This is a genomic window from Pigmentiphaga aceris (genome assembly GCF_008119665.1).
Classification (GTDB): domain Bacteria; phylum Pseudomonadota; class Gammaproteobacteria; order Burkholderiales; family Burkholderiaceae_B; genus Pigmentiphaga; species Pigmentiphaga aceris.
Window position 1 is genome coordinate 3,346,009 of record NZ_CP043046.1, and the last position, 13,319, is coordinate 3,359,327.

Consider the following 13,319-nt stretch of genomic DNA (forward strand, 5'->3'; position numbering starts at 1 on the left):
GCGCCGACGTTGCGCAGTGACGGCGCAACGTCGGGCATCAGCATGAAGCATTGAAGAAGCGCCGTTTGAGGCCAGCATTTCAGACCGGTTAAGCTGTGCCGCCCGACCGCTTTCGCATGCCGATGTCCGACACACTCACCACCTGGCACCCTCGCCTGATCGCCCTGGCCACCCACGATGCCCATGATGACGGTGCGCATGACCTGAATCATCTGCACCGCGTGTGGCAAGCTGCCCAGACACTGCTTGTGGAGCACCCGGAAGCCGATTCGTTGGTGGTGATGGCCGCCTGTTATCTGCATGACCTGGTCAATCTGCCGAAGAACCACCCGGACCGCGCGCTGGCATCGAGCATGGCGGCTCAACGTGCCATCGAGCTGTTGCGCGAAGCGGGCTTCCCGGCAGACAAACATGCGGGTGTCGCCCACGCGGTTGAGGCTCACAGCTTTTCTGCCGCCATCACACCTGAAACCATCGAAGCCAAGATCGTTCAAGATGCCGACCGCTTGGATGCCCTGGGTGCCGTTGGTTTGGCACGCTTGTTCTACACCGCCGGCCGCATGGGTTCGGCCTTTGCGCATCCCGACGACCCGCTGGCCGTCTCGCGTGCGCTGGATGACAAGGCGTTTGCGTTGGACCACATCGAGGTCAAACTGGCGGGCCTGCCAGCAACAATGCAGACCGCCGCTGCCCGCAAGCTGGGCGAATCCAGGCTGGTGTGGCTGCGTGCGTTCCGCGATACCTTCGTGGCGGAATGGGGCACGGCAGATACCTTGCCCAGTTGAAGCCGCGCGAAAAACGAGGCAGTCCGTTTGTTTTGTACAATGCGCGCGCTGTCGCAGGTCTTGCATAGAAGATAAGACCTCACGAGCCACTCCACGACTCGGTCAGCACGAACTCCGCACGAGCCCAGCCAGCAGTTTCCACCACCGTCCGCGCATGTCGCGAACGCCGTCGATGTCCTCTTGCTCATCCTGCGCCCAGGCGCGGATGCACGGCCGGGCCATTTTCTTTACCTCAGGATTTTTGATGACGTTGTCGTCTACCAAACCAGGCGGCATCGGTCGCTGGCTATTTGCACTCATCGCGCTCGTTGTGGCCGCTTTTGGCCTTGGCATGCTGGTGCTGGGCGGCAAGCTGGTAGTTGCGGGCGGCACCTGGTATTACGCCATTGCGGGTGCCGCGTTTGTGGTGGCCGGCGCACTGCTCGCGGCCCTGCGCCGCACTGGCGTGCTGCTGTTTGGCGTCACGGGCGCGGCCACCTTGATTTGGGCAACGGCTGAAGTCGGTTTCGACGGCTGGGCGCTGATTCCCCGGCTGGCATGGTTGTCGCTCCTGGGCTTGATGCTGTTCGCCTTCTGGCCAGTCGCCAGGCACGGCATGCGCGGCTTCAGCAAACCGGTGTATCTGGTCAGCATGGGCGTGCTGCCGTTGACCATGCTGGGTTCGATCGTGGTGCCGCTGTTCAACTCGCCCCATGTCGAATTGGCAAGCACCAAACTGGCCAGGGACCGCCCTGCTGTCGCCTTCAGCCGGCTGACCGTTGAATCGCCAGACGGCAACGTGGCCGCCAACCACGACGCCAGCAACTGGACGTCTTACGGCGGCTCGAACCTGTCGAACAAATACAGCCCGTCGGCCCAGATCACCCCGGCCAACGTGAGCCAACTGGAAGAAGCCTGGCACTTCCACACGGGCGACCTGAAGCCTGCCGATGCCAAGTTTGCGTACGCGTTTCAGAACACGCCCTTGAAGGTCAAGGATACGGTGTATGTGTGTACGCCCAGCCAGATCGTGATTGCGCTGGATGCGGCCAAGGGCACGGAAAAATGGCGGTTCGACCCGCAGACCAGCCGCGAGGCCATGAGCAGGATCGCCGCCAGCACCTGTCGTGGCGTGGCCTACTTCGAGGCCAAGATGCCGGTTACCGAGTGCCCGACCCGCATCGTCTGGCCGATGGTCGACGGCCGGGTCGGTGCTATCGATGCAGCAACCGGCAAGCTGTGCACTGGCTTCGGCACCAACGGCTATCTGGACTTGAACGACGGCACGGGCAACACCTTCCCGGGCTTTGTAGCCCCCACCTCGCCCCCGCTGATCATGCGCGGCACGGTCATCATTGGCACTGGCCAAGTACGCGACGGCACGGAACGCGACGCGCCGTCGGGCGTGGTGCGCGGCTACGACGCCATCACGGGTGCCCAACGCTGGGCCTGGGACCTGGGTAATCCGGGCGTAAGCACCCCACCCAAAGCAGGCGAGGTCTACACCCGCAGCACGCCAAACGTATGGTCGCTGCTGGCAGGCGACGACGAACTTGGCCTGGTCTATCTGCCTACAGGCAACCCGGCCAGCGATTTCTACGGCGCCGACCGCACCAAGCTTGAAGACGAATACACCGCAGCATTGGTCGCGCTGGATGCCAGCACTGGCGAAGAACGCTGGCACTTCCGCACGGTCAACCACGATCTGTGGGACTTCGATCTGAGCCCACAACCCAATCTGGTCGACTTCCCCACGGCAGAAGGCACACGTCCGGCCGTGGTTCAAGCCACCAAAAGCGGGCAGATTTACGTGCTGGACCGCGCCACTGGCGAGCCCATCATGCCGGTGGTGGAAATGCCCGTGCCCCAAGGCACCGACACCCCTGACTGGGTAGCCAAGACCCAGCCACTGTCGCCCGGCATGCCCAACACCGTTGGCCCGCCAAGCAAAGCCATGGAAGTGCTGGACGAAACGGCGGCGTGGGGCATCACGCCCTTCGACCAGTTGATCTGCCGCATTCAGTTCAAACAACTGCGTTATGACGGCCCTTACACACCGCCTACGTTGAAAGGGTCGCTGGCCTACGCAGGCAACCACGGCGGTGTGAATTGGGGCGGCGTATCGATCGACCCCGTGCGCGGCCTGATGCTGATGAACAGCAATCGCCTGCCCTACACCGAGCAACTGTTCACCCGCGAAAAAATGGACGAGCTGGGCGTGGTGTCGATCTTCCGTGGCAAAAGCCAGGTGTCGGGCTACATGCCGCAGAAAGGATCGGCTTACGGTGCGCGCAAGGAGCCGTGGATGTCGCCGCTGAACACGCCGTGCATTGCACCGCCGTGGGGCTACATGTCGGCCACCGACCTGCGCACCCAGGAAGTGATCTGGAGTCGCCCGCTAGGCACCGGCTACGACTCCGGCCCGCTGGGTGTTCCATCGCGCGTGAAGCTGGAAATGGGCACGCCGAACAACAGCGGTTCCTTGGCCACCGCAGGCGGCATGACCTTCGTCGGTGCGGCGCTGGACCAGTTCCTGCGCGGCTACAACTCGGAAACCGGTGAACTGCTGTGGGAAGTCCGCCTGCCGGCTGGCGCGCAGGCCAATCCGATGAGCTATGAGATCGATGGTCGCCAGTACATCGTGGCAGCCGTGGGTGGCCATCAGCGCATGGATACGAAGCTGGGCGACAGCGTGATTGCGTGGGCGCTGCCGAAGAGGAACTGATGGTGATTCGGGGTGTAAACCGGTGAAAACCTTCCGCTCGTGGCAAATAACCGGCTTATACGGCTGCGCCACCTTTTTCGCAGTCGGCGTCTCGTACACTGTCGCAAAGTTCGGCACCGTAGTTCGCTAGCTTGAAGGCCGCGATTGATTCCCTCATCAATCTGGCAGTTTGCCTGCGTGCTTGCCGCGACGCCCTTGGTCAAGGACATAGCAAAAGGGGCTGCACGCTCCCCGACACTTGAACTCCGCTGGTTGAAAAAGGTGGTCTGAACATGGTCGGGCAGCTCGCACGGCCACGCATCGTCAATGTGAAATGAACCTTCTTCGACGCAATCTGATTCTTTCCGGTTTCTCCGGGCTCGCCCTTTCCGCCTGCGCAACCAACCTGAGCAAGTACGGTGCGACACCAGTGGCAGAAGTCGCCACAGATGCAGGCATTTGTCATGCAAGCTACGTCACCCTGAAGGCCGGTGTGCCGGCATCGCCTGTTGTCCTTCAGGGTTGCGGACCATCAACGCTCGCAGCGCCAGACGGCATCCTGCAGGCGGCTTCGCTGACCAAACCGATCATCGCCTTCGTGGCACTCGAGTTGGTACGTGCCGGCAAACTCGATCTACGCTCTCCGGTTTCTGCCTATTTGCCCGAGGGTTATATCCATCGCCAACGGCCCTTCGACGGGCCAAGCGATCTTCATGTCGATCGGGTTTTGCCAGCCACGCTGGCCAATATCCCGATGGCAAGCCTGCTCAATCACAGCTCCGGTTTGCCGAACTGGTCGAGTGATGCGCTGGCCCCGACTTTCACTGCCGGGCAGCGGTGGCAGTACTCGGGCGAAGCCTATCTGCTTCTGCAAGCCATCATCACCGCAGTGACAGGCCAACCTATCGAAGCAACCGTCTCGCGCGTCGTTTTCGAGCCCTTGGGCATGCGAGATTCCCGGATGCGCCTGACTGATGACATCCGTGCTCGTGTCGTCACGGGCGTTGACTGGCTTGGCCGCGACAAACATTTCGAGTTCATCGAACCCAACGCGGCAGCCTCCATGTACACCACGGCGGGCGATTATGCGAAATTCCTCGCCGCCCTTGCTTCCAGGCGTGATCTGCTGGCGCTGATCACGGCCGACCCCATCGCGGTCGATCGCGATCTGGGCCTATCCTGGGGCTATGGCTGGGGCATCGAACAGGCAGAAGGCGGCCCCTACCTTTGGCAATGGGGCAACAATCCGGGGTACCGTGCCTTCGCCATGCTGTCGGTCGCGTCTGGCCACGGATTTATCCTCATGACCAATAGCGAGAACGGCCTGAAATTGGCCCCCTCGCTAGCGCAATCAACCGTCCCCGCCACGCATGGCGTGTTTCGCTTCGATATGCTGGGCTGAGCGCTTGCATCGCAAGCGCTGATTGCCCCCAGGCGCTTGGTGGGCAATCAGGGGACCACCGTTATTGGCCACCACGTTTCAGATGGCGTTGGAAGAAAGCCGACACCTTGGCATTGAAGTCCCGGTGAAACGACGTCCGGTCGAAACCGGGACCATCACGGCAAATCTCTGGTGCCATCTCTGCCATCGCTGCTGAGCATGGCGCAAGAAACGCAAAGTGCCCTGCCCCCGTTGCAACATGCCAGTCCGGCGCAACAGGTAGCGCATCGCGCAAGGCCGTCACCCGTTCCAGGGTGACGCCATCGCCACCTTGCGCTGAGGCCCACAGCTGAATGGGCACGTGCAATTGGCTCAAGCCGTCGCGGTTGAATACGGGCAGCGGGTCCACGATCACGGCGGCACGGATGCGGGAATCATTCTCCGGCATCGGTGGCAGCGCGCCGTTTGCGATATCGGTACACAAAGGCACTGGCGATGCGGCCGGGCAGAGATCCGTGAACATCCGCCATTGTGGTTTGCCACCGGCAGCCACCAGCCCGGTGAAACCTCCACGCGAGAAACCGAAGACACCGATTCGGTCTGCATCCAGTTGGGAACGGCCCGGCCAGGCACCAAGCAGGTAGTCGACCAATCGCGTCAGATCGTTGGGCCGGGTCAAAAACACGGACAGCGAACCTTGACGGCTAAGGTCTTGAAAGTTGTCACCGGGGTGGTTGATGGCAGCAACCACAAACCCCGCATCGGCCAGCGCGGCCGCCGTATCGTGATGCCCCAGAAACGAGCCGCCTGACCCGTGCGAAAAGACGATCAGCGGTAATTGCGTGCCCGCTATCGCGCAGTCCTCGCTGCCATCGATGCGCATGGGGCCAAGTGCTATTTGGCCCGCAGCCTTGTTGCAGGGTGTCCAGACGGCACCTCTCAATGCGGGTTGGCCTTGCGATGCGGGTACCTCGATGAAAGTAAATCCGGCGGCTTGGCTCAGCCCTGCCCAACATGACAGCAAAGCGACGCACAAGAAACGAAAAAAACGCATGACAGGCCTGGGTCAAGGTGGGCGGGTTTTCGCGGTGAATGGTAATGCAGCCTGCGCCTTGGCAGACGCCGCTATCGATAAAGGCCATGACGACCGCCGCCCGCCGACGCATTAGCAGCCCCGTCGTTTCCACCACCGGGCGACATTCGGCAATATAGTCGTCAGACAGCACCCGAACATCCGCAGACGAATCGCCATGTCGACTGACAGACCTACTCGCACCCAGCCCGGCACTTCACATGGCGTTCATCAAGGGGCCGATCCACTCATTCCCATCTGGGTCGTATTCGGCCTTGCCATGGGGCCAGCAGTCGCCTTGGGCCTGTCCCGATTTGCCTACGCCCTGCTGCTGCCCGCGATGCGAAGCGACCTGGCGTGGAGCTTTGCCGATGCCGGGACGATGAACACCGCCAACGCCGCGGGTTATCTGGCGGGTGCGTTGGTGGCGGCGACCATCGGAAAACAGTTTGGCGACAAACGCGTGTTCGCGCTTGGATTGCTGTTGACGGCGATCGCTGTCGGTGCCTCTGGCTTGACGGCCAATTTCACCCTATTGCTGATCTTGCGGATCGCTGCGGGTTTCACTGGTGCGCTTGCCTTCGTGACCGGTGCGGGCTTGACGTCGGCAGCGGCTGCGGGCGGATCAGCCAGCCGTGCGCCCACCTTGCTGGGCATCTACTTCGCCGGCGCGGGCATTGCCGTCACCGCCTCGGCGCTGGCCGTGCCACCCTTGTTGGACAACATGGGCTGGCGAGGCGGTTGGATGGTGTTGGGTGCTTTATCCCTGGCCGCCACTGTGCTGGGCTGGCTCGCGCTCAAGCGCTGCCCTGCGCCGATGCACCTGTCAGCTGGCCAGCCGCGCGGGAACTGGTCTTTGCGGTTCATGACGCGCGGCTTGATCGCGTATGGCTTGTTCGGCGCGGGCTACATCGCCTACGCCACTTTCATCGTTGCGTTTTTGCGTGGAGAACAGGGCTTCACCAACGCCAACATCACCATCTTCTGGTCGATTCTTGGCCTTGCCGCAGTAGCCGCTGCCTTCTTCTGGGGACCGGTGCTTGGACGCCTGCGCGGCGGGCAAGGCATTGCCGCGACGATGAGCACGGTGTTGGTCGGGGCGGTGGTGGCATTGGTATGGCCAGGCCCAGTGGGTGCCTATCTCTCGGCCTTGCTGTTTGGTGGGTCTTTTCTTGCCGTGGTGGCTTCGGCGGCAGCTTTTGCCAGGAAGTCTGCGCCACCACAATCATGGACCGCAGCGATTGGCGCGATGACGATTGCGTTTGGATTGGGCCAGTGCATCGGCCCGGTCTTGAGCGGGCTGCTGTCCGACGGCCCAAGCGGTGTCCGCGCTGGCTTGTGGGTGTCCGTGGGCATTTTAATGGTCGGCGTGATGGTCGCTGCGTGGCAGCCCGAGCCTTCTTCCAACATCACCAGGAAAGCCTGATTTATACCCAGGGCCGCGCCTTCAAACCGCCGCCGCGAATTGCTCCCGCAGCCATCGCTGCCCCGGATCACGATGCACGCGGTCGTGCCACAGCATCAGCATCTCAAAACCAGGGATCTCAAGCGGCGGCTCCACCACCTGCAAGGTATCGACATCACGCGCAAGCCGTGATGGCAGCATCGCCACCAGATCGCTGCGTTCCAGCACCGCGCGCAAGAACAGGAAGTGCGGTACTGATACCACCACGCGACGCGACAAGCCCATGGCCAGCAATGCCCCATCGGCCGGCCCCTGGAATCCACCGCCGCTGGTGGACACGATGGCGTGTTCAAGCTTGCAGAACTGCGCCAAAGTGGGCCGCCGCTTCAAGCGTGGATGCCCGGCACGGCCCACCAACACGTAGCGCTCGGTGAACATCGAACGCTGCCGCAAGCCAGCGGGCGCGTCTTGACGGATGTGAAAGGCGATGTCGATGTCACCCTGCTCTGCTTGGCGCGCCAAGGTAGACGGGACGAATTCATGCACCGCCAGTCGAGTGCCCGGCGCAGCGGTACGCAAAGCGGCCAATGCGGGCAGCAGAATCGTCGACTCGCCATAGTCGGACGCCATGACGCGCCACGTGTCGGTTGCCGTGGCGGGATCGAATGGACCGGCTGGTGCCAGTGCATTGGCCAGTGATTCCAACGCCAGCCGCAATGGCTCGCGCAATTCATCAGCACGCGCCGTGGGCCGCATTCCGCGTGGCCCGGGAAGCAGCAAGGGATCGTCAAATGCATCGCGCAGCTTGGCCAGATGCACGCTGACCGAGGGCTGCGACAAATGCAGGCGTTCGGCCGCACGCGTGACGTTGTGCTCGGCGAGCAAGGCGTCCAGCGTGACCAGCAGATTCAAGTCGAGTTGGTGCAGACTATTAAGCAATCGCATACCTGATATGGCAGAAATTCATTTCCACTATACCGGCCGCGGTCTTATCTTGGTTTCCATCAACCACATGGAAGCTTCTCATGAACGTCCTGATTGTCTATGCCCACCCGGAACCCCAGTCCCTGAACGGCTCGCTGAAGGATTTTGCCGTCAGGCATCTGGAAGCGGCTGGCCACAGCGTGCAGGTGTCCGACCTGTATGCAATGAACTGGAAGGCCCCGCTGGACGCCAGTGACCGCACTGACATGCCTGCCGGCGCACGCTTCGATGCCTCGATGGATTCCAAACACGCGTTCGAACACGGCACACAAAGCCCGGACATCACCGCCGAACAGGACAAACTGCGCTGGGCAGACGCTGTAATTCTGCAGTTCCCGCTGTGGTGGTATTCAATGCCCGCGATTTTGAAAGGCTGGGTGGAACGCGTTTATGCCTTTGGCTTTGCGTATGGTGTGGGCGAGCATTCCGATGCGCGCTGGGGCGACCGCTTCGGCGAGGGCAGCATGGCGGGCAAACGGGCGATGGTGATCGTCACGACCGGTGGCTGGGAATCGCACTACAGCCCGCGCGGCATCAACGGGCCGATCGATGACTTGCTGTTCCCGATCCATCACGGCATTTTGTACTACCCCGGTTTCGAGGTATTGCCGCCCTTCCCCATCTACCGAACCGGCCGCATGGACGAAGCACGGTTTGCCGCGACCTGCGATGCACTTGGGCAACGGCTGGATGATCTATGGACGACTGCCCCCATCGCCTTTCGCGCGCAGAATGCAGGTGCCTATGAGATTCCGGCGTTGACCTTGCGCGAAGACGTGGCACCTGGCGAGCATGGGTTCGGTGCCCACATTTCGCACCAATAGTCCGATTTGATTCGAGTGCATCAGCCCTGGGCAGCAGCCTGTTCAGGGTCTACGCAAACACATTCCAGCCAACACTCGTCATCTATATCAACGAGCGCAGATACATCTGCATTCGCCGTAAGCGGATCTCTCGCGCGCTATGCTCTCCCTCGCTCGGCGCACCGATTTGCCGTGTCGTTTGCCTGACGGAGAGTAATGATCAACGCTAACTTTTCATCCCCGAAGCCTGTCGTCGCCACACTGCTACGTCGGACCGTAGCGACTGCAACCGTGCTGGCAGCGACTGCCACGCCACTCCATGCTGCATCGCTGTTTGTGGACGTCGAGATAGGCGACACGGCGATCGCCTATGTGGACCAGGCAACGCAGACCCGCTTGTGGCCGCAGATATGGTCACAGGCGCAGCTGATTGCCTATTACGTGCCGACACAGACCATCGAGGGACAAAAGCAGCGGACCACGCCCCCGTTGAATCTGCGCAATTGCCAAGACGGTGCCTTATGCGCGCCCGACTCGCTCAACGCAAATTCGCCAATGGAACGTGAGGTCAAAGCGACGGCGCAGGTGGTGCAAAACAAGGCGGGACGGCCGGTGAAATTGCGGTTTGAACTGCCCAAATCGCCTGCGCCCCACTATCGTTTCAGTCATGCGCGGTTGCAGGCGTCTGCCGATACGCTCTGGAACCAGCCTTTGTTCGTCAGTTGGCACCAAGACTTGCCACCGGCCGGCCAGCGCAGCTTTGCCCAGCAACGCATTAAACCTTTGGTGATTCCGCTGGTGCTGGCCAAGCAACCAACACAAGATTTTCAGCTTGCAGATTTGAACCTGGTCACACCCGGGCAATTGACGCACAACGGGCGTCCGCTTGCCATGGCGACGGTGCGGGCCAGCTTGAACGAGCCAAACGGCAGCACTCGCCAAATCGTGCCGACCGATGCCGCAAACCCGGCGATTTCACAGAAGCTGTTCGTGCCGCCCGAAATCGCAAAAGATGGGGATTTGCACTTCGATGTCAGGGGCAGGCAGATTCCCCGCATGCTGTCGCCCATACATGCTGAGGAGCACATAAGCAAGATTGCCATGCCCGAAAACGCCCCACGCTGGCACGATCTTAAGCATCGCAACTTTCCGGAAGGTACCTGGGTGAAGCTGACGCAAAGTGGGCCACTTGCGCAGTTGGAGCTGGAGGCCAACGCAGGCCCCGAACGGGCTATCGATGGGCGTTTGCCGGTGAAGCGCGAGACCTGGATTTTCTTCCAGGACAAGCCGGTGCATTACCGAGGACAGCTGCATTACGAAAACAACGTTGACGACCTGCCTGGGGTGAGCTGGCAGGTGAACTGGGACCACGAGCGCCGGCTGAACGCGGAAACAAAGACGACGAGCATTCCTGCGTGCCGCTGGCAGGCGTGTCAGGACAACCTGGCCGAGGCCAAGGGGCAAATGCAGGCACCAGACGCCAAGCTTCATGCAGAAGGCCTGCGTTACCTGACACTTGCCCGTGGGCAGGAGTGATCATGGATGTGACCCACCCACGGATGTGATGCAGGCACGGAGGTGACGCACCGACCCTCGCGTCACCAATAACCCAGCAACTTCCACCACGTCGTCCCGACCACCGCGAAGATCAGCAACTCGATCACGCACATCACAAACCCCACGCGCCACCACGCACCCATCGTCACGTAGCCGCTACCGAAGATGATGGGCGAGGTGCCGGTGGCGTAATGGGTCAGGGTCATCATGATCCCCGAACCCGCCGTCATCATCAGCATGAACGGCACGATGTACTCAGCAGGAATCAACTGCGTGCCGACGGTCAGGAACGCAAACAGCATGGCGCTGATGTGCGCGGTGGTGCTGGCAAACATGTAGTGCGAAAACACGAAGGCCAACACCAGCACGGCGGCGACCGGCAACCAGCCCATGCCACTGGCGACAATGGCGGCTTTCATGCCGGCCGAGAACCAGGCGATCACGCCCAGCTTGTTCAGCTGTTCGGCCAGCATGACCAGCGCGCCGAACCACACCAGCGTGTCCCACGCACTTTTTTCGGACAACACGTCGTCCCAGTCGATGGTGCCGGTGATGATCAGCACGAAAAGGCCGATGAAGGCGACGACGGTGGGGTCGAGCGTGAACGATGGCCCCAGCAGCATGGCCGGCACGTTGGCCCACAGCACCAGCATCAGCCCGAAGGTGCCCAGCATGACCTTTTCCTTGAAGGACAGCGGGCCCATCTTGGCCATCTCTTCTTTCGCATAGGACACCGCGTTCGGTGTGGCCTTCAGTTCTGGCGGGGACAGCAGATAGATGATCAGCGGCATTACCAACAGGCAGATCAAGCCGGGCAGCAACATACACAGCGCCCAGGTGGTCCAGGTCAGGTGGAAGTTCTGATTGGTGGCGCGTGCCACGTAGTCGACCACCAAGGGGTTCGGGGCCGTGGCCGTCAGAAACATGGCCGAGGTGATCGGGTTGGCGTGGTAATTCACCAATGCCAGGTAGGTGCCGACCTTGCCCTGCGTGCCTTTGGCAGGATCGGAATCGAAAGCCGTGGCAATCGACTTCATGATGGGGTGAACGATGCCACCGCCGCGCGCCGTGTTGCTGGGGGTAAACGGTGCCAACACCAGTTCGCAGATCGTCAGGCCGTACCCGATACCAACGGTGCGCTTGCCCAGCATGGCGATGAACATCAGGCCAATGCGATTGCCCAGGCCGGTTTTCTTCAGCCCTTTCGAGATGAGGATGGCGACCACAATCAGCCAGATCAGCGGGTTCGAGAAACTGCTGAGCGCATCGGCGATTGCGCCCTTCGAGGTGTTGGATGTGACCTGCGCCAAGGACACGATGACGATGGCCATCATCGCCATCACCCCGATGGGCATGACCTTCAGGATGATCGCCACGATGGTGGTGATGAAGATGGCGACCAGCGTCCAGGCTTTGGGGGCCAGGCCTTCCGGGGCGGGGATCAGCAGCAGCGTGAGCAGCACGGCGGTGGTGATGAGCGCCGGAACCAGCCGGAACGGGACCGCATCTTTGAAATAGCGTAGCGTCGCCGCGAGTTTTGTGAACACCGTGCAGTTACTCCTATCCACGTCGCCTGCAGGTATTCGCAGGCAACTTGATTCAAGTCAGACCGGCAAGCCGGAATGACTGTCGATGTATTGATGGAAGTCTGCGCCGATGCATTCGAGAACCCTTTGTCCTGATGCAAGCTTTCTGAAGATTCAGATAAAAATAATTGTCGGATAACGGCTGAAAGCACGTTTGCAACGACGATGAAGAGGTACTGGCTATGGCTTGATAGAAGATGCGAGGTCAAGCCGACTCACTGCGCCGGCACCCGACGCTACCTTGTGCAAGGTGGCCCAGTCATCGGGTGGATTGCCGTCATCCAGCATCCCCTTGAAGACCTTGTATGCATCAGTCTGTGCGCCGTACGTTCGCAGGGTCTTTTCGTCGTTGACCCAGGCGAAGATAATCACTTTGGCGATCGAGTCATAACGGAAGAACAGGCGAAAGCGACCGTTCCCGAATTTCGCCCGAAACCAGTGTCTATAGGTTTCGCCAAGCGTAGACCCCTGCCGATACGTGCTTGCCGTTGGATCGGACGGAATGACTTCAAAAATCAGTTTTTTCAACGCTGCCAAAAGCTTGGTGTTGGCGTTTTTTTGATATTCGTTGGGCTTTTTTGCCTTCAATGTTTCAACGGTGGCGGTCAGCCTTTCCAACTGATCGAGAAACAATGGGTGCGCAAGAATGGTCCAGCCATTGATCGTGAGCATGGTCAGAGCGTGACGTCCCCATCAATGTCGTCGTCGAGATCAATACTCATATCGCCGACGAGCGTCGCCATGCGAGTTCGGAGCGCATCGGGCAGCGGAACGACAGAGGTGCCCGGATGCTCACTCATGTCGCGCGCCAGGAATTCGAGGAAGCGATCAACGACAGGATCGCTCACTTCTTCTGGTGCTTTCTCGATGTAGACGCGGTGAGCGTCATCGACAAAGAAGGCAATGCGCCCACCATAATCCACACCCAGCGCTTGCCGGACGGCTTTTGGGACCGTGGTCTGGCCCTTGGCGGTGATGGTGCTTTCTTCTTTCAGCAACGCAGCCATGATTGACTCCCAGCGTAGATGCTGCAAAAGTAAGGAAATTACCTTACTTTGTCAAG

The 13,319-nt window shown here is 60.8% G+C and carries 11 protein-coding genes; 6 read left to right on the forward strand and 5 right to left on the reverse strand.

The genetic code is table 11. The features are described 5' to 3' along the window. The first annotated feature begins 122 nt into the window (after window positions 1-122). From FXN63_RS14500 to FXN63_RS14510, 3 genes are all read left to right on the forward strand, one after another. Window positions 123-785 carry an HD domain-containing protein gene (locus tag FXN63_RS14500; protein ID WP_148815956.1) on the forward strand — a complete coding sequence of 221 codons (663 nt, stop codon included), beginning with the start codon at window positions 123-125 and terminating at the stop codon, window positions 783-785. Window positions 786-1,029: 244 nt separating this feature from the next. Continuing rightward, the gene (locus tag FXN63_RS14505) at window positions 1,030-3,489 is read left to right on the forward strand and encodes a membrane-bound PQQ-dependent dehydrogenase, glucose/quinate/shikimate family (RefSeq protein WP_148815957.1); all 2,460 of its coding nucleotides are present in this window, start codon (window positions 1,030-1,032) and stop codon (window positions 3,487-3,489) included. Between the two features lie 409 nt (window positions 3,490-3,898). Further along, window positions 3,899-4,870 carry a serine hydrolase domain-containing protein gene (locus tag FXN63_RS14510; RefSeq protein WP_187394902.1) on the forward strand — a complete coding sequence of 324 codons (972 nt, stop codon included), beginning with the start codon at window positions 3,899-3,901 and terminating at the stop codon, window positions 4,868-4,870. A gap of 61 nt (window positions 4,871-4,931) precedes the next feature. Here FXN63_RS14510 and FXN63_RS14515 read toward each other — a convergent pair whose 3' ends face one another. Next, entirely contained in the window at window positions 4,932-5,903 is a 972-nt protein-coding gene (locus FXN63_RS14515; protein WP_148815959.1) for an alpha/beta hydrolase family protein, read from the reverse strand. A gap of 196 nt (window positions 5,904-6,099) precedes the next feature. Here FXN63_RS14515 and FXN63_RS14520 point away from each other — a divergent pair, with 196 nt between their 5' ends. Then, window positions 6,100-7,347, forward strand: coding sequence for a YbfB/YjiJ family MFS transporter (locus tag FXN63_RS14520; RefSeq protein ID WP_148815960.1), 1,248 nt, complete (start codon window positions 6,100-6,102; stop codon window positions 7,345-7,347). Window positions 7,348-7,368: 21 nt separating this feature from the next. On the opposite strand, the gene FXN63_RS14525 is transcribed toward FXN63_RS14520, so the two are convergent. Continuing rightward, window positions 7,369-8,271, reverse strand: coding sequence for a LysR family transcriptional regulator (locus tag FXN63_RS14525; protein ID WP_148815961.1), 903 nt, complete (start codon window positions 8,269-8,271; stop codon window positions 7,369-7,371). Window positions 8,272-8,351: 80 nt separating this feature from the next. On the opposite strand from FXN63_RS14525, the gene FXN63_RS14530 reads away from it, so the two are divergent. Next, window positions 8,352-9,134, forward strand: coding sequence for an NAD(P)H-dependent oxidoreductase (locus FXN63_RS14530; protein ID WP_148815962.1), 783 nt, complete (start codon window positions 8,352-8,354; stop codon window positions 9,132-9,134). 195 nt (window positions 9,135-9,329) lie between these two features. Then, the gene (locus tag FXN63_RS14535) at window positions 9,330-10,649 is read left to right on the forward strand and encodes a hypothetical protein (protein WP_148815963.1); all 1,320 of its coding nucleotides are present in this window, start codon (window positions 9,330-9,332) and stop codon (window positions 10,647-10,649) included. A 62-nt stretch (window positions 10,650-10,711) separates the two neighbouring features. Here the strand turns inward: FXN63_RS14535 and FXN63_RS14540 are convergent, their stop codons facing one another. From FXN63_RS14540 to FXN63_RS14550, 3 genes are all read right to left on the reverse strand, one after another. After that, window positions 10,712-12,217, reverse strand: a complete 1,506-nt coding sequence (locus FXN63_RS14540; protein WP_148815964.1) for a DASS family sodium-coupled anion symporter — start codon at window positions 12,215-12,217, stop codon at window positions 10,712-10,714. A gap of 219 nt (window positions 12,218-12,436) precedes the next feature. Then, window positions 12,437-12,928, reverse strand: coding sequence for a type II toxin-antitoxin system YhaV family toxin (locus FXN63_RS14545; protein ID WP_148815965.1), 492 nt, complete (start codon window positions 12,926-12,928; stop codon window positions 12,437-12,439). A gap of 2 nt (window positions 12,929-12,930) precedes the next feature. Beyond that, window positions 12,931-13,263, reverse strand: a complete 333-nt coding sequence (locus FXN63_RS14550) for a type II toxin-antitoxin system PrlF family antitoxin (protein ID WP_148815966.1) — start codon at window positions 13,261-13,263, stop codon at window positions 12,931-12,933. Window positions 13,264-13,319 lie beyond the last annotated feature (56 nt).